Origin of the sequence: Sphingomonas sp. BT-65 (assembly GCF_026107375.2) — a bacterium.
In the GTDB taxonomy this organism is placed as follows: domain Bacteria; phylum Pseudomonadota; class Alphaproteobacteria; order Sphingomonadales; family Sphingomonadaceae; genus Sphingomonas.
The window spans coordinates 658,324-674,900 of the sequence record NZ_JAPCIA010000001.1 but is presented as its reverse complement, the minus strand read 5'-3'; the positions used below and the strand labels follow the sequence as shown (position 1 = coordinate 674,900).

Here is a 16,577-nt window from a genome sequence, read left to right as displayed (position 1 = left end):
TGCCGCCCTCTGCAAAAATTGTCACGATTGCGGGCGGGAGGTCAGGATCGCGCGCGCGGACAGGAGTGAAGTTCACGTAGCAAGCCAGCTCTCAATCAGGAGAGACAACTCGTGCTCGCGACCGTCACTGACCGCCGCCGCTTCATCGCGGGGGGTGCCGCCGCCGCTGCCCTTGGACAGCTCGGAGCCGGTGCCCGCACCCAAGTTCCTGGCATCCATCTCCGCCGCATTCCCAAGACGGCAATCGAGGTTCCAGCGATCGGCCTTGGCACGTTCATGACCTTCGACCTGGTGCCGGGTGCTGATCGCCGGCATCTCGCGCAGGTTCTCGCCCGCCATGTTGCGGCGGGCAGCACGCTGGTGGACACCTCGCCGCTCTATGGGATGGCGGAAGTGAACGTCGGCGATTTCGCCGCGGCCTCCGGCATCGGCGAACAGCTGTTCATCGCCAACAAGATCTGGTCGACCGGCGAGTATCTCGCTGACGCGTCGCATGCGTGGCGCAGCCTTGAGCAGTCCATGCAGCGGCTCTGGCGATCCCGGCTGGATGCGATGCAGTGCCATAGCCTCGTCAATGTCGATTTCGTCCTGCCGCTGATCCGCGAATGGAAGCAGGACGGGCTGGTCGGCCATGTTGGTGTCACCCACCACGAGCCCGACCATTTCGAACCCCTGGCGCGCTGGGTCGAGCAGGGCGAGGTCGATCTGGTGCAGGTCCACTATTCGATCGCCATGCGTGACGCCGAGCGACGCATCCTCCCGGCTGCGCGGGATCGGGGGGTCGGCGTGCTCGTCAACATGCCTTTCGAGAAGGCGCGGCTCTTCACACTCGTCGAGGGGCGCCCGGTGCCGCAGTTCGCGCGCGAGATCGGCATCGAAAGCTGGGCTGCCTATTTCCTCAAATGGGTGATCTCGCACCCTGACGTCACCTGCGCCCTTCCCGCCACCGCCAACCCCGACCATGCCGCCGAGAATGTCGCGGCGCTTCGCGGCCCGCTGCCCGATCCTGCGCTACGCGAGCGGATGGCCAAGCATGTGCGGGCGCTCCCCGGGTTCGATGCGGTGCTGAGCGCGCCCTGGTATCCTGGCAAGCGTTATCCCGGCGTGATCGCCCGAGCGCGCGCCGCCCGGAGCTAGAGCATGCCGGTCATTCCGCCTGCGCCACGGCGGCGACGCCTGATCGCACGATGCGTTCGCGCGCCCGCTCGATTTCGAAGCCCTCTTCCATGGTCACGCCTCCAGATATCGACGATAATGCGTGTCGGCCGCCGCCACGGCGAGCTCGACCAGGTCCGGACGGTCATAGAAGTCGGCCTGGAAGCCCGACTGCCACACCAGCTCCTTCGGCCCTTGGGCAGCGGCGTGGATTTGCTTCACATTCTCGGGCAGCGCGCATTCGTCACCGTGCACGAACAGCGTCGGCAGTTCCAGGCGCCGTGCCGCACGGAGCCCGTCGAAGGTGAGCCAATAGAGCCAGCTGATCTCCGACATCTCGTTCCGCCACGCGGGGATTCGGCCTCGGACGGGGTTGGCGTAATAGTCCATGTGGATGAACATGCCCGCGCGGTCGTTGCCTTCGTCATAGGCTGGCACGAGGCTGAGGTCGCCCGTCCCACGGAAACGTTCGACGGCGGCGGCCGCCCGACCGACGCGGTCAGCGACGCCCGCTGGCCCGCCATAAAATGCGGAGACTGTCGCCGTGTCGTGGAACCAGCCTGCGACACTGGCGAGCGCGCCGATCGGCGCGCGCCGCTCGATTGCGGCGCACGCATACATCGCGCTCGCACAGACCGCGAGGTACCCGACGTCGCCGCCGCGCACGCAGGAGAGCGAACGCAGGAATTGACTAGCCGCGACGATATCCGACGCCTTGCGCAAGGGCAGCTCGACCTGCGGCAGGCCGCCACCGCTCTCGCCCCAGCCGGCGAAATCGAAGGTCAGGACCGTATAGCCCCGGGCGGCGAGCTCGGCGGCGTAGCCGTCCGCCATCTGCTCCTTGACGGTAAGCCACGACCCGCTCGCGACGATGCCGGGCTGCGGCTCGAGAAGGTCCGCGACATTGCGATGCAGCCGGCCCGCCAGCAGGCCGCCCGCGGCGGGGATCAGCACCGGCGTGCGGAATATCTCGGTCAAGACAGCCTCCCTCATTTCTGCGCCCCGCTCTTAGGCCGTTCCAACCAGCACCGGAGGGTCGAAAATTGCTGTTCGTCGCGCGTAGTCGCTGGGTTACCCACCTAGCGTGTTCGATCGCCCCGACATCCGGCGGCTCGAGTGGAGCCAGGGCCGTATCGCCCATCTGCGCATGCCGCCCGTGCTTCAGGAAACGCACAAGACCGTCGCCCTGCCGGGTGCGATCGCGATCGGCTACAACGGCTTGCGCGGCGCGATTGTCCGGCTCGCCAGCGGCCGCACGATCGGGCGCGATGTCGCGCCGGGGTCGGTCGGCATGACCGGCGGCGAGCCCGTCGAATGGGTACGAACCAATGCCCCAACCGAAGTGGTCGAGGTGTGCGCAAGCGCGGCGCTGCGTCAGGCGGTTGCCTGCGAACTCGGCGTCGAGGCGCATGCCGACCTCGCCGACCTCCATGGCTGGAGCAACCTCCACGCCTGGGCGATCGTCGACCGCCTGCGGGCCGTGTCGGATGGTTCGCGCCCGCTTGCCGATGTCTCGCGCGACACGTTGCTGCGACAGCTCTACGCCGTCGCGCTTGCCGGTAAATTCGGCGGGCGCTTGGTCGAGCGGCACAAGGGGGCGCTTGATCCGGTACGCCTCACCAGGGTGATAGACTTCATCGAAGCGCACCTCGCCGAGGAGCTGACCCTCGAGTGCCTGGCGCAGGTGGCCTGCCTCAGCACATTCCATTTCGCGCGCGCGTTCAAGGGGGCAACGGGGCTTGCCCCACACCAGTTCGTCACGGCACGGCGCCTTGAATGGGCGCGCCTGCGGCTGCGCAGCTCGAGCGACAGCTTCGAGGTCGTCGCCGCGGAGATCGGCTACACCAATGTGGGGCATTTCCGGCGCCTGTTTCGCGCCCGCATCGGCCTGCTCCCGTCGCAGATCCGAGCCGGCCAATGACCGCAGGAATCGACCTGCGAGACGCTCCTCCGGGCGACTAGCGTCGGGAAAACTGGCTTCGAAAGGTGAACCATGACCAGCGCATTGCCGGGAAGCCGCCCGGCGTACGCCATCACGCGGCGCGGCCTTGCGGCTGTCGCTACCCTGTTCCTCGGCGGACGAGCGGGTGCCGCGGAGCCCACGCGGTCCGCCCTGCTCGATCGCGCCTTCGCCGCCTTCTTCGCCGGCTGGCGCAGCGGCAACTGGGGGCCGTTCCTCGCGCTCTGCGCCGACGACTTGGTCTTCCAGTTCCCTGCGGGCCCCCAGGCCGGTCGCCACGTCGGCCGGGCCGGCAGGGCGGCGATGGAGGCCTGGTGCCGGGGGCATGCTCGGGCGGGCAATCGCGTCCATGACAGCAGCGAGATCCTCCGGCTCCAGGACGGCGAGTGGGGCGTGGTCTGCGATCGCGGGCGCGGGGTCATCGACGGTGCGCCGTATGATGGCCTGCACGCGATCTTCATGAAGGGGAGCGCGGACCGGATCGTGGAGTTCCGCGAATATTTCGGCCTCGTCCCCCCGAACGGACCGTGCCTGTCCGCGCAGCCGACTGAAGCCGCTGGGGACGCGGCAAGACAGCAGGAATCGACCTGACGGAGCGCGCGTGCCCGCGACTAGCTTGCGACACGCAATGAGTGGCGGGAGGATCGAGCAGCAATGCAAGGAAGCCTGGCTGGCAAAGTCGCGCTCGTCACCGGCGGGAGCCGCAACATCGGCAAGCTGACCGCGCTTGCGCTCGCGCGCCGCGGCGCCGACGTCATCGTCACCTACCGCGTCCAGGCGGCTGGCGCAGCCGACACCGTCGCACAGGTCGAGGCGGCCGGCTGCCGTGGCGCCGCCATCCAGGCCGACCTAGCCGGTTGCGCGGACATTCCGCGGCTCGTCGCAGAGCTGCGCAAGCGGCTTGCCGCGTGGGACCGGCGGCAACTCGACATCCTCGTCAACAACGCGGGCACGCTGCGCCTCGGGACCTTCGATACGATCGCCGATGAAGACCTCGATGCCGTTTACGCGACCAACTACAAGAGCATTTTCTTCCTCACCCAGCAGCTCGCCCAGTTGATCGCCGATGGCGGGCGCATCGTGAACATGGGCTCGGGCACCGCCCGGATCGCCTTCGCGCCTCTCGTCAGCTATGGCCCGTTCAAGGCCGCACTGCAGAGCCTGACGCTCTATCTCGCCAGCCACTTCGGTTCACGCGGGATCACCGTCAACGCCGTTGCCCCTGGCGGCCTCGACGATGACTTCAATGCCGAGCTGTTCCGTTCGATGCCCGGGACACGCGACTATATCGCGCAGAACACCGCGCTCGGCCGCGTCGGAACGCCCGGCGATATCGCGGACGCAGTCGCCTTCCTGTGCTCGCCCGAAGCGCGCTTCATGAGCGGCGCGGTGCTGCCGGTCGACGGCGGATATCACCTCTAGGAGAATGGCATGACCTCAAGCGCGAACATCGGCCGGCGCGAGGCGATCGGGGCGATCACGGCAGCGGGGCTGATGGCCGCGCCGACGGCGCGGGCGCAAGGCGGGGAGGCGCGCTCGGACCGTCCGCTCGCCGGCAAGGCGGCGCTCATCACGGGCGCGCCGCGCAATCTTGGCCGCGGCTATGCCGTCGCGCTGGCCGAGGACGGCGCCAACCTCATGATCCACTATCACGACGCCGGCGACCGGGCCGACGCGGAAGAGGCCGCCCGGCTCGTCCGCGCCGCGGGCGCGCGAGCGGAGATCATCGAGGGGGAACTGCGCGACCCGGCCATACCGGCGCGGTTGGTCGCTGCGACGCGGGAGGCGTTCGGGCGCCTCGACATACTCGTGAACAATGCCGGGCGGATGGTGAAGAAGCCGATCGCCGACATTGCCGGTTCCGAATATGACGATGTGTTTGAGGTGAACGCCCGTGTGCCCTTCTTCCTGATGCAGGCCGCGGCACCCAATCTCGGCGAGGGCGGGCGCATCATCAACATCTGCTCCTCCCTGCTGATCGGGTTCATGCCCAACTATGCGCTCTACCAAGGCTCCAAGGCCGCGCTCGAGCAGTTCACCCGCTCGATGGCACGCGAGATCGGTCCGCGGGGCGTGACCGTCAATGCGCTTGCACCGGGGCCGATCGACACGCCTTTCTATCGCGCGCCCGAAGACGCCGCGGCCATCGCCTATGCGACGCGGCTCGCCGTGGCGGGACGGCTCGGCGCGGTAGCAGACGTCGTGCCAATGGTGCGCTTCCTCGCTTCGCCCGCTGCGCAGTGGGTCAACGGCCAGACGATCTTCGTCAACGGCGGATATGTCGCGCCGTGAACCGGCTGCAAGCCAGGCTAAGCCGATGGATCCCGGGCAACTTGAACAAATGACGACGATGCTTCGGGCTCATTCGGGCGCGAGGGTTTTCGTGGCGCGCCATATCGGTGAGCCTGCCGGGATCGCGACATGCTATCTCGGCTTCGCGACATTCAGTGCATGTCGCACTCTACACATTCACGACTTGTTTGTCGTGGCGCCACTACGTGGCTCGGGCATCGGACGCGCGTTGATCGAGGCGACAGCGCATCAGGATTGAGCCGAAGGATGCCGCAAGCTCACCATCGAACTACCTTTGGACAATCACGCTGCGATGCGACTTTACGAGGCGGTGGGTTTTAGATCCGAAATGGATGAGACAGAAGTTGGACATCCATTCAACATGAAGTGGGGCGGCCGAGCGCGCCCGATTCGGGATTGTCGGAAGGCTAGAACGACCTCGTCAGGAGCGGCCGGGGCTTTAGGTCGCAGAGCGCCCGCCCAGAACTCGACAGGCTCGCCCGTTATGCCTGCGGGGCGGATGCACCGCGCCAGCGTTCAGCTTTCTCGAGAGCCCGCTGATCATCGACGTCGATCCAGTCCAAGTCGCTGCAGTCTGCGGTCAGTGCGGTTCCCTGGCACGCGAGAACACGCATTCCCTCAGTCAAGGACGGCGCCTCGAGACTGCGCAGCGCTGCGAAGAGGCCATGCCCCGCCGCGAAAACGCCCGTATCGAAACAGTCGTAGGGATCGAGGCCCTTGCCGATCGCGACGATCCGCTCATCGACGGTCCGCACACGCGTAACGTCGTCGAGATCGACCCAATCGTTCTCAATCCGCCGATCGACGGCAAGCCGAGCATGTCCGGCCGCGCCCGCCTGCGCCATACGACGATACAGCGCCGGATCGACAAGGTGGTCGCACATCGCCAGCAGCGCCTCGCCGCCCGTGACGTGGTGCTGCGCCGCCAGCACCGACATGCCATTGGGCTTGCGGTAGTCATCAACCCTGACCGTCTCCACCGTGATTGGCCACGACCGGCCGGCGATATGCGCCTCGATCCGGCCAGCGCCGTAACCGAGCACGACCACCGCCCGCGCGAGGCCGGCCTCAGCCAAGCCGGAGATCGCATGCGCGAGGAGAGTCCGGCCGGCTACACAGCAGAGCGGCTTGAGCGGCGCTGCCGAACGCAGGCGGCTGCCTTCGCCCGCCGCTAACAGGATCGCGGTCTCGATCACCTCAATGGACAGCGATGAATTCTTCAACCGCTCCGGCAGCGACGTCATCGGTCATCTGCGCGCGCGGATGCTTGCAGAAATAGGCCGAGGCCGCGTCGATCGGGCCGGCCAGGCCGCGGTCCTTCGCCAACTTGGCGCAGCGGATCATGTCGATTGCCACCCCCGCGCTGTTAGGGCTGTCTTCGACCGAAAGGCGCAGCTCCAAGTTCATCGGTACACCGCCAAACATCGAGCCTTCCATGCGCAGGAAGCAGACCTTGTTGTCGTTCTGCCACGGCACATAGTCAGACGGACCGATATGCACGTTCTCGTCGTCGAGCCGCTCCGCCGCGACAGACTGCACCGCCTCGGTCTTCGATATTTTCTTGGAGGCCAGGCGGCGGTGGTTGGACATGTTGAGGAAGTCGGTGTTGCCGCCGGTGTTCAGCTGGTAGGTGCGCTCCAGCTTCACGCCGCGCTTGGCGAAAAGGTCGGTCAGCACGCGATGGACGATGGTCGCGCCCAGTTGCGCCTTGATGTCGTCTCCGATGATCGGCACGCCTGCCTTAGTGAAGCGATCCGCCCATTCGGGGTTGCTGGCGATGAAGACTGGGATGTTGTTGACGAACGCCACGCCTGCCTCGAGGGCGCATTCGGCATAAAACTCGCTCGCGGCCTGTGAACCGACTGGCAGATAGTTCATCAGCACGTCGGTTTTGGCCTCGCGGAGCGCCGCGACGACTTCCTCCTTGGTCGGTTCCCGCTCGTCAGCGACCAGAAAGGTGCGATCGGCGGCATATTCCGACATGTGATCGGCGACGCCATCGAGAATCCTGCCCATGCGAACTTTCGTGCCGGTAGGCTCAACCGATTGGCAAAAAATTGCGGTGCAGTTGGGCTTGGCGAAGATCGCTTCGGACACGTCCTTACCGATCTTTCGCGGGTCTACATCCCACGCGGCGACGACCTGGATGTCGCTGGGGCGGTATCCGCCCAGGTCCCAGTGCATCAGGCCGATGGTATCGTTCGCACCGTCGCGGTAGTGGGAGAGACCCTGAACGAGAGAGCTGGCGCAGTTTCCGACGCCGACCACGGCGATGTTGATGCTCGACATTATTTGTTCATGTCCTTTAGATGATCGATTGGGCTTTGACGAATTGCTCCGTCCGTGGAGTAGGTGAGGCTAATTGGAGATCGTGCCAGACGCTGGATGAGGCCGGTTTCAACCTGACGGTGCCAGAGGAGCCCAGAGACGAGCACCGCCGTGAGCGGGACGAGCTCAAACCACCAGAATAGCCGGGGATCGCCCACCAGGCAGGCGATGAAGATCGCCAATACCCGCACATTGGCGGTCAGCAGGCTCATCAGTCGCATTGGCCCGGTGGCCGCGGCGCGATATGCATCGTGGGCAGCCGGATCGCGGTGACTGCCAAGCGCTTGGTCGAGAGGGAAGGCGGCGCGATCGAGCGCTCCTGCGACATGATCGTAGAGCCGCACGAGTGGATTGCGGCTCGGCACCGGATCGGTGATCACGCCCCCTCTGCAGCGGCGATGGAAACGGGCGCGCTCGCTTTCGTAGAGGTTGGACTGCAAGGCATGCGCCGCGCCCGCCGCCACGGCCAACGCCCATCCTTCCAACGTAGCGATCGACGTTGCGAGCATGACGTAGATCAGGACGAATACGCCGTGATCGCACAAGCCGTCCAATATTCGGCCGAGCGGGCTGGCCGTACCGGTTGCCCGGGCGATCATTCCGTCCAGCCCGTCGGCGATCAACCAACCGACCGACAGCAATAGTCCCGCGAAGGCGAACGGCCATGCGTCCCAGCGGACATAGGCAAGCGCCGCCAGGGCGCCGAGCGTCAGCCCGATCAATGAAACGGCGTTCGCCGGGATTCCGCGCGCGACGAACCACGGCAAGAGCAGGCGGCCTGCAGGATGTATGAGCCAAAGGTTGGTCGGATCCTCGATCCGGCGATCCCGTGACTGGTCCGGCGGAGGAAGAGTCATCAAAGTGTCACGTACCTCGCTCCCTGGCAGTTCAGCAAGCGATTTGCGGCGTGTCGCTGAGCCATGAGGCACGGAGCTTGGATACGGCCGCGGCTGGGAGGCCCGCATCCGTATCCGTTACGCGCCCCAATCCTTGCTATTCAGGAAGCCGGTCGCTGATTCTGAAAGCTGGCTACGTCGGCTGCCAAAGGGCCGGTCCCAGATCGTGCGGCCGGTGCGTATGTCGAACGCGCGGATGCCGCGCATCCGCGACAGGAACCGGCGCCGAAATAGGATGATCGCGTCAGGGGAGGTGCCGTGGAGGAAATCATAGGGCGGCTTCATCGTGCCGTCCCGGCCCTCCATCAGCGCGAAATAGAGCACCTGTGCACCGAGCGGTTGGCCCCAAGGGCAGTTGAGCACATCCTCGCCCGAACCGCAGCCTCTATTCATAACGCTCGCGTGAGCGTCGCCGTCGCCGAGCGTCAGCTTCCTTCGGCAGCCAGCGCGAGCGAGCGCGCCTCGATTTCGAGGTCGCGCATGAAGTCGCGCGCCGGGCTCATCATCGACCGCGCGGGGCAGGTGACCAACCCGATGGGGCGCGACGCTTCGGGATTGTCGAGCGCGCACCACGCCAGCTCGGGCGCGCGGATCTGCTCGATGGTCAGCCGCGTCAGCACGGTGATGCCCTGTCCGGCCACGACCAGCGCGCCCGCTGTCGCCGGCTGCTTGCAATTGAACAGGGGGTCGACGGTCACATCGGCCTCGGCGAACGCGCGGTCGATCAGGCTGCGCAGCCCTGTGTCCGGCGACATGGCGATGAACGGCCGCTGGCGGAACACCGTCCAGTCATGACGCGCGGCTTTCGCCAGAGGATCATCGCCGCGGCACACCAGCACCAGCCGGTCCTGATAGATCGCGCGGAAGTTCAGACCGCGCGTTTCGGCGGGCGGCGGCGCGATGCCGATGTCCGCTTCCCCTTCCTCGACAACACGGTGCACCGGCGCGCCGACATCTTCCCAGATGTCGACGGTGACGCCGGGGTGCGACTGGCGGAAGCGCCGCACGGCGCCGGGCAGCAATGTCGCCGCGACGGATGGCAATGCGGCAATGCGCACGCGCCCGGCGCGACCCTCGACATAAGCCTCGAAGTCGCTGAAGGAGTCCTCATAGTCCTTGAGCAGCCGGACGGCGATCGGCCGCAGCTGCTCGCCCGCCGCGGTCAGCCGCACATGCCTTGTGTCGCGGTCGAACAGGCGCACGCCGAGCCGCGTCTCGATCTGCTGGATGGTCCGGCTCAGCGCCGGCTGCGAAACGCCGAGTTCGAGCGCGGCGTCGCGGAAGCTCGCGGTCGCCTCGAGTTGCAAAAAGGCCTCGAGCTGGGGAAGGGTCAGGCGCTGGTGCATGTCGCGCGAGAGTATCGCCCGCTTCGCGCTCGTCAAACCCGGCCTCTCCGCCGACATCAAATCATATCATCGGCGACATTGAGCGCCCGTCCGCTTCATCTACGCTGACGCCGAACGCAATAAGCGACGATCACGGGTAGGGGTGAGGATGGTGCTGGATGCAAGATGCCGCGGACAAGAGGCGGCTGCGTGATCCCGTTGCTCAAGGATATCCGCGTCGTGGAAGTCGGCGCAGTCGTGCTCGGCCCGCTGGCAGGCCAGATCCTGGCCGACCTTGGCGCCGAGGTGGTCAAGGTCGAGCCGCTGACCGGCGACGTCGCGCGCGACTCCCACCCCAGCGCCGACAGCGGCGGGGCGCTGTTCGTCAACAACAACCGCAACAAGCGGATGATCGCGCTCGACCTCAAGCAGCCGCGGGGCAGGGCGGCGCTCGACCGGCTGATCGGCAGGAGCGACGTGCTGCTGCACAATATGCGCATCGACGCCGCCGCACGGCTCGGCCTCGACTATAACAGCGTCGCCGCGACCAACCCGCGCATCGTGCATTGCGCCGCGATCGGCTTCGGGCAGCGCGGGCGATACCGCAATCGGCCCGCGTTCGACGACATCATTCAGGCCGCGAGCGGGATCGCCGGACTGTCCACGGCACGCGGCGGCGAGCCGCAGTTCATGCCGACGATCCTGGCCGACAAGGTCGCCGCGCTGCATGTCGTCTACGGCGTGCTCGCGGCGCTCGTCGCGCGCGGCAATGGCCATCCCGGCCCGTTCCGCGTCGAGGTGCCGATGTTCGAGGCGCTCGCCTCCTTCGTGCTCAACGAGCATCTCGCCGGCGCGACCTTCGCCGCCGACGGCGCGCTCGGTTATCCGCGCGTCATGTCGCCCGATCGGCGGCCGTATCGCACCGCGGACGGATGGATCGCCGTGCTGCCCTATACCGGCGAGCAATGGCGCCGCTTCCTCGACGAGGCCGGCCGCAACGGCGTGAGCGAGGAACCGTGGTTCGCCGACGCCCGGATGCGCCAGTCGCGCATCGACGACCTGTACGCGATCGTCGCCGAGGTGCTGCCCGAGCGGAGCACTGCGGCATGGATCGCCGCACTGTCGGCGCGCGACGTGCCCTGCGCTGAGGTCAATTTGCTCGACGACCTGCTGCGCGATCCGCACCTTGCCGATGTCGGCTTCTTCGACGTGGACCCGTCCTATCCCGATGAGATCTGCCGCAGCTTGCCGCAACCGGTGGAGTTCGCGGGAATCGCACACCTGCGCGACACGGCGCCGGGCGGGCTGGGCCAAGATACGCGCGACGTGCTGCGCGAGTGCGGGATGGCTGAGAGCGAGGTCGACAGCCTCATCCGCGCCGGAGCCGCCGTCCACGGCAGCCGATCCAGCGCTGCGGCGGGAGAAACGGCGTGAGCGTTGCCGGAAGTGCAGCCGTCGCAAGCTCGTCGACCGAGCATCTGACCCCCGCACAGCGCATCCGCGCGGTGGTCGCGGGGTCCGCGGGCAATCTCATCGAATGGTACGACTTCTACGTCTACGCCTTCACCTCGCTCTACTTTGCCTCAGCCTTCTTTCCGGCGGGCGACCAGACCGCGCAGCTGCTCAACGTCGCGGGCATCTATGCCGCGGGCTTCCTGATCCGTCCGCTCGGCGGATGGTTCTTCGGCCGCTTCTCAGACCGGAAGGGGCGGCGCGCGGGCATGGTGCTGTCGGTGCTGATGATGGGCTTCGGCTCGCTCATGATCGCGGCCTTGCCGATCTATGCGCAGGCCGGCGCGCTCGCGCCCGCGCTGCTGCTGGTCGCGCGGCTGGTGCAGGGCTTCTCGACCGGCGGGCAATATGGTGCGGCGGCGACCTATCTCAGCGAAATCTCCAAGAAGGGCCGGCGCGGGTTCATCGCCTCGTTCCAGTTCGTCACGCTGATCGGCGGGCAGCTCAGCGCACTGTTGGTGCTCGTCGGGCTGCAGCAGACCTTGGGCGACGAGGCGATCCGGGCTTGGGCATGGCGCGTGCCGTTCGCGATCGGCGCGGTGCTGGCGCTCACCGTGCTGCTGTTCAGCAAGCACATGCACGAGACCGGCGAGATCGGCACGCCCGACGTCGACGCCGGCACGTTCCGGGCGCTCGCAGCGCACCCCAAATCGGTGTTTTTCGTCGTGTCGTTGAGCGCGAGCGGGGCGATCTGCCTCTACACGTTCACCACCTACATGCAGAAGTTCCTGGTCAACACCGCCGGGATGACGGCCCAGGGTGCAAGCGGCGTGATGACCGCGGCGGTCGTCGTGTTCATGCTGCTCCAGCCGATCATCGGCCGGCTGTCGGACACGATCGGGCGGCGCACCTGCCTGTTGATCTTCTCGGGCCTGATGACAATCGGCGCAGTGCCGCTGCTGTCGCTGATCGCGGGTGCGGGCGCGACGCCGGGCGCGGCGTTCGGCCTTGTCGTGACGGCGCTGCTAATCCTCAGCTTCTACACCTCGGTCTCCGGGCTGTTCAAAGCCGAGCTGTTCCCGGCGCATATCCGCGCGCTCGGCGTCGGCTTCGCCCACAGCGTCGCCGCTGCGATTTTCGGCGGGACGGCGGAATGGGTCGCGCTGCTCTGCAAGCAGATGGGCGTCGAGAGCGCCTTCTACTGGTATGTCGCTTTCGCCGCAGGCACGGCGTTCCTGACCGCGCTGCTCATGCCCGAGCCGAGCCGCGAGGGGCGCCTTTAGCGACTGAGGGCGCCGAGCGGTCCGCTAGAAATCGAACAGGTCGACGCCGATTTCGGTACGGATGCCAAGGACGAGCGCGTCGGGGACCGTCGGGTCGGCCGAGGGGCGGCGGATATATTGCGCATGGGGCTGGACCGCGAGCCATGGGGCGAGCTGGGTGCGGTACGTGGCCTCGACCGCGATCTCCGATGCCGAGGCGCCGGTGGCGGTGCGGTAGGGCTCGGCGGTGAAGCCGGTGGCGAGCGCGATGCCGAACTCGTCTTCGTCGCGGCCGGGGAGCCAGCCGGTGAATTTGAGGCCAGTGCTAAGGAAGAAATCGAACATATTGAAGCGGCCGCTCGCGGTACCGACGCGGGCGAAGCCGTCGAGCTTGCGGCCGGGCGCGGCGCTGAGCGGGAGTTCGGCGCGGAGATAGGTGCCGGCGTTGCCGGTCGCGGTGCCGCTGCCGTCGGTGAGGTCGAAGCGGGCGGTGTAGCGCCAACGGCCGAGAAGAAGCTTGCCCCCTTTGCCGAGCGGGGCCTGCACTTCGCCGACGAGCAGCGCGCCCTCGTCCTTGTTGAGGCGGATGAAGGTGCGGCCGGGGCGGGCGGGGTCACCGGGCACGGCGTCGAGCACCGCGGCGCGCACCGCCCAGCCCGCGGCCGGTTCGACCTGGACCCGCGCGGCGAGCGAGGTCGAGGGGAAGATCGACGGGCCGTTCCGCCCGGTCTGGCTGAAATCGGTGCCGATGCCATGCGCGCTGCCGACGAACAGGCCCGAGGCGTCGAGCGCGTCGAATTCGGAGTTGAGGTCGTAGAGTCCGGCGCGGAGTGAGACGCGCTCGCCGAACTTCTGGTCGATCCATGCCTCGTAGAGGCGCAGGGCGCGGACGCCGGTTTCGATGTTGCTGACGGCGTGGCTGTCGCCGACCAGGTCGCTGATCGAATTGCCGTTGTTGTAGAGACCGTAGAGATGGAGTTGCGCGCCGGTCCAGCCGGCGACGCGCTCCAGATCCGCTTCGAACACCAGGTCGAGATTGTCGAGATAGCGCGCCCCGCGCTCGAGGCCGCCCGCGGCGTTGCCGATCAGCTCGCTGGTATAGGTGATCTGGAGGAGGAGCGGGCCGTGCGTCTCCTCGATCTCGGCCGGGGCGTGGGTGTGGCTGTGCGGGCGGGTGCCGTCCTGCGGCGGCTCGGGTGGCGCCTCGGCGATCCCGGCGGCGAGCGCGAGCGCGGGGAGCAGCATCAGAAGCTGACCATGAAGTTGAGGCGGATGCGGTCGAGCCAAGTGAGCGGCGCGGTGGTGTAGCGCGCGTCGAGCGGCTGGTAGTGATACCAAATGAGGTCGAGCAGCAGGTTCGACGCCGGGACATAGCCAATGCCGAAGCCGTGGAGGCGATAGTTGGTCGAGAGATCGAGATTGTCGTGGCTGAACGCGGCGAAGACCGAGTCGACCTCGACCTCCGAATAATTGTACGCGATGCGCCAGTCGCCGCGCTGCGCAGTACGGCCGGCGGCGAATTCGAGGTTGAAGCCGGTGTCGCCGGGGACGGCTGCGCCGAGGTTGCGGACATAGTCGGCGGTGAAGGTGAGCGGCCAGCGCGGCGAGAGCCCGGCGTAGGTGAGGCTGCCGAGCCCCTCGACCAAGTGGAAGTCGGAGAGGTAGCGGCCGCCTGACAGGAGGTTGCCGCGGAAGTCGCCGGCATCCGCGCCCGCGACTGAGCCGAGGCGATAATGATAATAGCTGCCCGCAAAGCCGAGCTTGAGATCGGATGCGAGCGGGGCGGTGAGCGTGACCTGGCCGCCGAGCATGTCGCTGTCGCGTGCGGTCGAGGCCTCGTCGATCACGAAATAGAGCGCGCGGGCATCGGCCTTCGCGCCGCCGCCGAGATCGACGGCGTAGCTGGCGCCGAGGCCCTGGGGCGAGACGTCGCCGTCCCACACCATGTCGGTGCGCTGGAAGATCTGCGGGAACTTGCCGGCAACCGCGGTAAGCCCGCCATCGGCGTAGCGGATGAAAGCCTGGTCGAGCGACACGGCGAAATCGTCGAGGAAATTTCCGAGCGTGACATCGGTGGAGTTGGGATCGTCGGGATCGCCGGTCGCGATCTGGGTGCCGATCGCGAGCTTTTCGGTGACGGCATAGCTGGCGCGCAAGCGGGCGCGGAGCACCGAGCGCGAGCGATCGCGGGCGCTGCCGTAATTCCACTCCTGGCGGATGCGCAAGTCGCCGCTGACGTCGAGGCCGGGGATACGCATGGCCGAGATCGTGGCAGGGGTAGCGGGCGTGGCGGTTGCGGCGACGAGCTGGGGTGACGGGGCGGAGACGGGCGCCGGGGCTGTGGCGCCGATCCGCTCGATCAGCGCGGCCTGCTGCGCGACCAGCGCCTCGAGCTGCCGGATGCGCTGCTGCTGATCGGCCAATTGCCGCTCGAGTGCGTCGAGGCGCGAATCCTGCGCGAGTGCGGGGCTGGCCATCGCCATCGCGGCGAGCGGGAGGGCGATCGGCCTCATGCGGGCTTCCTGGGCTTGCGGCGCCGGAACCAGAGCAGCGAGCCCGCGACGATCATCGTGATCAGCCACAGGCCGATCGCGATCGAGAGGATGCGGCCGGGGAGGCCACCCGCCTCGCCGGTGTGGATCGGGAATAGCGCGCTCATGAAGGCATTGGCGGGGGCGGCCTGCGCGGCCGGGAAGATGCCGCGGACCGCGCCGCTATTGGCGTCGACCAGCACATAGCTGCCGCCATAGGCGCGGCGGAGTTCGCCCGGTGCGCGAACGCGGATGCGCCAGGTCGCGTCGTCGGGCTTGGGCCAGGCGGCCTGCGTCAGCGTGCTGCCGGGGATCGCGGCGAGCCCGGCGCGGGCGGCGGCGGCGAATCCAATCGGATCGCCGGCCGGTGGATTGGGCGGCAGTGCGACCGGCGTTACGCCGGCCAGGTCGCCAACCCCGCCCTCGAACTTGAGAAGCGTGCCGGTGGCCGCGATGATCAGCGCGGGCGCTGCTACCCACAGGCCCAGCGCGCGATGCCACGAATAGAGGCGTGCGGCCGCCGGACCGCGCGTCGCCGGGCGCAGCGCCAGGCGCCAGGTGCCGCGCCTGGGCCAGGCGGCGACCAGGCCGAGAATGAGGTTGGTGCACAGCAGGATGCCGCTGATCGACACGATCCAGCTGCCCCAGGCGCCGAGCAGGTCGTGATGGAAGCCGACGAGGAAGCCCATCAGCGTGGTCTCGCCGTCGCGCGTGTTGCGCAGCTGGGTCCCGTCGCCCGCGACGCGGACGGTGAGTCCGTTCCCCTCGGCATCCTCGACGATGATGTTGTAGCGGTCGGCATAGCCGGCGGCAGTCCACACCGACTTGACTGTCACCCCGCTGTCACGCGGCGCGATGGCGGCGATGCGGCGCTCGATCGCGGCCAGATCGGTGGGGCGGTGCGCGCCGGGGATGCCGGCATCGGTGATCTCCCAATGGAAGACGATGAGCACTCCGGTGATCGCCTGGAGGAGCCAGAATATCGCCGCCCCGAGGCTGAGCCAGCGGTGGAGCTTGAGCAGGCTTCGACGCAGCGAGGGCCGCGCGGGTGGGACGGGAGCGGTCATGCCCGCCGGTGTGTCTCGCGGGCTGGGTCCGCTAAACATCCACTTTTGCCAAAGGGAAGGGGCCAGTGGTGTTGCGGGACATTCGCAATTTCAGTGCGATTCTATGCGGTTGAGAGGCATTTGCGTCAGTGGCCCCGCGGCGCGGGCTGGCCCCGTCCATGTGCAGGCGTGGGCAAGGAAAAGGCCCGGCCGTCGCCAGCCCGGCCTGAGGTTCCTTGCGGTGCTTGTTCTCAAACTTGCAGCTCGGAGGCGTTCCCTCCCCGGCGGGGGAGGGAGTGTTGAGAGATA

The 16,577-nt window shown here is 67.5% G+C and carries 18 protein-coding genes; 8 read left to right on the top strand and 10 right to left on the bottom strand.

The features are described from left to right. Nucleotides 1–72 precede the first annotated feature (72 nt). Nucleotides 73–315 carry a hypothetical protein gene (locus tag OK349_RS03335; protein WP_265116406.1) on the bottom strand — a complete coding sequence of 81 codons (243 nt, stop codon included), beginning with the start codon at nucleotides 313–315 and terminating at the stop codon, nucleotides 73–75. On the opposite strand from OK349_RS03335, the gene OK349_RS03330 reads away from it, so the two are divergent. Next, entirely contained in the window at nucleotides 277–1,137 is an 861-nt protein-coding gene (locus OK349_RS03330; RefSeq protein WP_265116405.1) for an aldo/keto reductase, read from the top strand. The genes OK349_RS03335 and OK349_RS03330 overlap by 39 nt on opposite strands. Before the next feature lie 93 nt (nucleotides 1,138–1,230). On the opposite strand, the gene OK349_RS03325 is transcribed toward OK349_RS03330, so the two are convergent. Beyond that, complete coding sequence (locus OK349_RS03325) at nucleotides 1,231–2,133, bottom strand: alpha/beta hydrolase (RefSeq protein WP_265116404.1); 903 nt, start codon at nucleotides 2,131–2,133, stop codon at nucleotides 1,231–1,233. 106 nt (nucleotides 2,134–2,239) lie between these two features. Here OK349_RS03325 and OK349_RS03320 point away from each other — a divergent pair, with 106 nt between their 5' ends. The 5 genes from OK349_RS03320 (at nucleotide 2,240) to OK349_RS19510 (ending at nucleotide 5,666) form a co-directional block, all read left to right on the top strand. Beyond that, complete coding sequence (locus tag OK349_RS03320) at nucleotides 2,240–3,076, top strand: helix-turn-helix domain-containing protein (RefSeq protein WP_265116403.1); 837 nt, start codon at nucleotides 2,240–2,242, stop codon at nucleotides 3,074–3,076. Between the two features lie 72 nt (nucleotides 3,077–3,148). Next, on the top strand, nucleotides 3,149–3,706 hold the full coding sequence (locus OK349_RS03315; protein WP_265116402.1) for a nuclear transport factor 2 family protein: 558 nt from the start codon (nucleotides 3,149–3,151) through the stop codon (nucleotides 3,704–3,706). Between the two features lie 63 nt (nucleotides 3,707–3,769). After that, nucleotides 3,770–4,537, top strand: coding sequence for an SDR family NAD(P)-dependent oxidoreductase (locus tag OK349_RS03310; protein WP_265116401.1), 768 nt, complete (start codon nucleotides 3,770–3,772; stop codon nucleotides 4,535–4,537). A 9-nt stretch (nucleotides 4,538–4,546) separates the two neighbouring features. Then, nucleotides 4,547–5,407, top strand: coding sequence for an SDR family oxidoreductase (locus OK349_RS03305; RefSeq protein WP_265116400.1), 861 nt, complete (start codon nucleotides 4,547–4,549; stop codon nucleotides 5,405–5,407). Next, nucleotides 5,394–5,666 carry a GNAT family N-acetyltransferase gene (locus OK349_RS19510; RefSeq protein ID WP_372340532.1) on the top strand — a complete coding sequence of 91 codons (273 nt, stop codon included), beginning with the start codon at nucleotides 5,394–5,396 and terminating at the stop codon, nucleotides 5,664–5,666. The genes OK349_RS03305 and OK349_RS19510 overlap by 14 nt, the downstream gene beginning before the upstream one ends. A gap of 244 nt (nucleotides 5,667–5,910) precedes the next feature. Here the strand turns inward: OK349_RS19510 and OK349_RS03300 are convergent, their stop codons facing one another. The 5 genes from OK349_RS03300 to OK349_RS03280 form a co-directional block, all read right to left on the bottom strand. Next, the gene (locus tag OK349_RS03300; protein WP_265116399.1) at nucleotides 5,911–6,672 is read right to left on the bottom strand and encodes a phosphocholine cytidylyltransferase family protein; all 762 of its coding nucleotides are present in this window, start codon (nucleotides 6,670–6,672) and stop codon (nucleotides 5,911–5,913) included. Then, nucleotides 6,626–7,717 (bottom strand): inositol-3-phosphate synthase, encoded by a 1,092-nt coding sequence (locus OK349_RS03295; protein WP_265116398.1) that lies wholly within the window; start codon nucleotides 7,715–7,717, stop codon nucleotides 6,626–6,628. Before OK349_RS03295 ends, OK349_RS03300 begins: the two co-directional genes overlap by 47 nt. After that, complete coding sequence (locus OK349_RS03290) at nucleotides 7,717–8,613, bottom strand: CDP-alcohol phosphatidyltransferase family protein (protein WP_265116397.1); 897 nt, start codon at nucleotides 8,611–8,613, stop codon at nucleotides 7,717–7,719. The genes OK349_RS03295 and OK349_RS03290 overlap by 1 nt, the downstream gene beginning before the upstream one ends. Before the next feature lie 117 nt (nucleotides 8,614–8,730). Beyond that, a complete protein-coding gene (locus tag OK349_RS03285) occupies nucleotides 8,731–9,045 on the bottom strand; it encodes a hypothetical protein (protein WP_265116396.1) in 315 nt (104 codons plus the stop codon). Between the two features lie 32 nt (nucleotides 9,046–9,077). Further along, nucleotides 9,078–9,998 carry a LysR family transcriptional regulator gene (locus OK349_RS03280; RefSeq protein ID WP_265116395.1) on the bottom strand — a complete coding sequence of 307 codons (921 nt, stop codon included), beginning with the start codon at nucleotides 9,996–9,998 and terminating at the stop codon, nucleotides 9,078–9,080. A gap of 165 nt (nucleotides 9,999–10,163) precedes the next feature. Here OK349_RS03280 and OK349_RS03275 point away from each other — a divergent pair, with 165 nt between their 5' ends. Beyond that, the gene (locus tag OK349_RS03275; RefSeq protein WP_265116394.1) at nucleotides 10,164–11,411 is read left to right on the top strand and encodes a CaiB/BaiF CoA transferase family protein; all 1,248 of its coding nucleotides are present in this window, start codon (nucleotides 10,164–10,166) and stop codon (nucleotides 11,409–11,411) included. After that, nucleotides 11,408–12,712 (top strand): MFS family transporter, encoded by a 1,305-nt coding sequence (locus OK349_RS03270; RefSeq protein WP_265116393.1) that lies wholly within the window; start codon nucleotides 11,408–11,410, stop codon nucleotides 12,710–12,712. The genes OK349_RS03275 and OK349_RS03270 overlap by 4 nt, the downstream gene beginning before the upstream one ends. A 24-nt stretch (nucleotides 12,713–12,736) precedes the next feature. Here the strand turns inward: OK349_RS03270 and OK349_RS03265 are convergent, their stop codons facing one another. The 3 genes from OK349_RS03265 to OK349_RS03255 are packed head-to-tail and all read right to left on the bottom strand — an operon-like array spanning nucleotide 12,737 to nucleotide 16,289. Continuing rightward, complete coding sequence (locus OK349_RS03265; protein WP_265116392.1) at nucleotides 12,737–13,936, bottom strand: carbohydrate porin; 1,200 nt, start codon at nucleotides 13,934–13,936, stop codon at nucleotides 12,737–12,739. Further along, on the bottom strand, nucleotides 13,936–15,204 hold the full coding sequence (locus tag OK349_RS03260; protein ID WP_265116391.1) for a putative porin: 1,269 nt from the start codon (nucleotides 15,202–15,204) through the stop codon (nucleotides 13,936–13,938). Before OK349_RS03260 ends, OK349_RS03265 begins: the two co-directional genes overlap by 1 nt. Beyond that, a complete protein-coding gene (locus OK349_RS03255; RefSeq protein ID WP_265116390.1) occupies nucleotides 15,201–16,289 on the bottom strand; it encodes a PepSY-associated TM helix domain-containing protein in 1,089 nt (362 codons plus the stop codon). Before OK349_RS03255 ends, OK349_RS03260 begins: the two co-directional genes overlap by 4 nt. Between the last annotated feature and the right edge of the window lie 288 nt (nucleotides 16,290–16,577).

Excerpts from the sequence above, each read along its gene's own strand:
- OK349_RS03330 (WP_265116405.1), top strand. The coding sequence starts at position 277 with ATGACCTTCGACCTGGTGCCGGGTGCTGATCGCCGGCATCTCGCGCAG.
- OK349_RS03335 (WP_265116406.1), bottom strand. The coding sequence starts at position 315 with ATGCCGGCGATCAGCACCCGGCACCAGGTCGAAGGTCATGAACGTGCC.
- OK349_RS03315 (WP_265116402.1), top strand. The coding sequence starts at position 3,149 with ATGACCAGCGCATTGCCGGGAAGCCGCCCGGCGTACGCCATCACGCGG.
- OK349_RS03310 (WP_265116401.1), top strand. The coding sequence starts at position 3,770 with ATGCAAGGAAGCCTGGCTGGCAAAGTCGCGCTCGTCACCGGCGGGAGC.
- OK349_RS03305 (WP_265116400.1), top strand. The coding sequence starts at position 4,547 with ATGACCTCAAGCGCGAACATCGGCCGGCGCGAGGCGATCGGGGCGATC.
- OK349_RS19510 (WP_372340532.1), top strand. The coding sequence starts at position 5,394 with ATGTCGCGCCGTGAACCGGCTGCAAGCCAGGCTAAGCCGATGGATCCC.
- OK349_RS03300 (WP_265116399.1), bottom strand. The coding sequence starts at position 6,672 with ATGACGTCGCTGCCGGAGCGGTTGAAGAATTCATCGCTGTCCATTGAG.
- OK349_RS03295 (WP_265116398.1), bottom strand. The coding sequence starts at position 7,717 with ATGTCGAGCATCAACATCGCCGTGGTCGGCGTCGGAAACTGCGCCAGC.
- OK349_RS03290 (WP_265116397.1), bottom strand. The coding sequence starts at position 8,613 with ATGACTCTTCCTCCGCCGGACCAGTCACGGGATCGCCGGATCGAGGAT.
- OK349_RS03285 (WP_265116396.1), bottom strand. The coding sequence starts at position 9,045 with ATGAATAGAGGCTGCGGTTCGGGCGAGGATGTGCTCAACTGCCCTTGG.
- OK349_RS03280 (WP_265116395.1), bottom strand. The coding sequence starts at position 9,998 with ATGCACCAGCGCCTGACCCTTCCCCAGCTCGAGGCCTTTTTGCAACTC.
- OK349_RS03275 (WP_265116394.1), top strand. The coding sequence starts at position 10,164 with ATGCCGCGGACAAGAGGCGGCTGCGTGATCCCGTTGCTCAAGGATATC.
- OK349_RS03265 (WP_265116392.1), bottom strand. The coding sequence starts at position 13,936 with ATGCTGCTCCCCGCGCTCGCGCTCGCCGCCGGGATCGCCGAGGCGCCA.
- OK349_RS03260 (WP_265116391.1), bottom strand. The coding sequence starts at position 15,204 with ATGAGGCCGATCGCCCTCCCGCTCGCCGCGATGGCGATGGCCAGCCCC.
- OK349_RS03255 (WP_265116390.1), bottom strand. The coding sequence starts at position 16,289 with ATGACCGCTCCCGTCCCACCCGCGCGGCCCTCGCTGCGTCGAAGCCTG.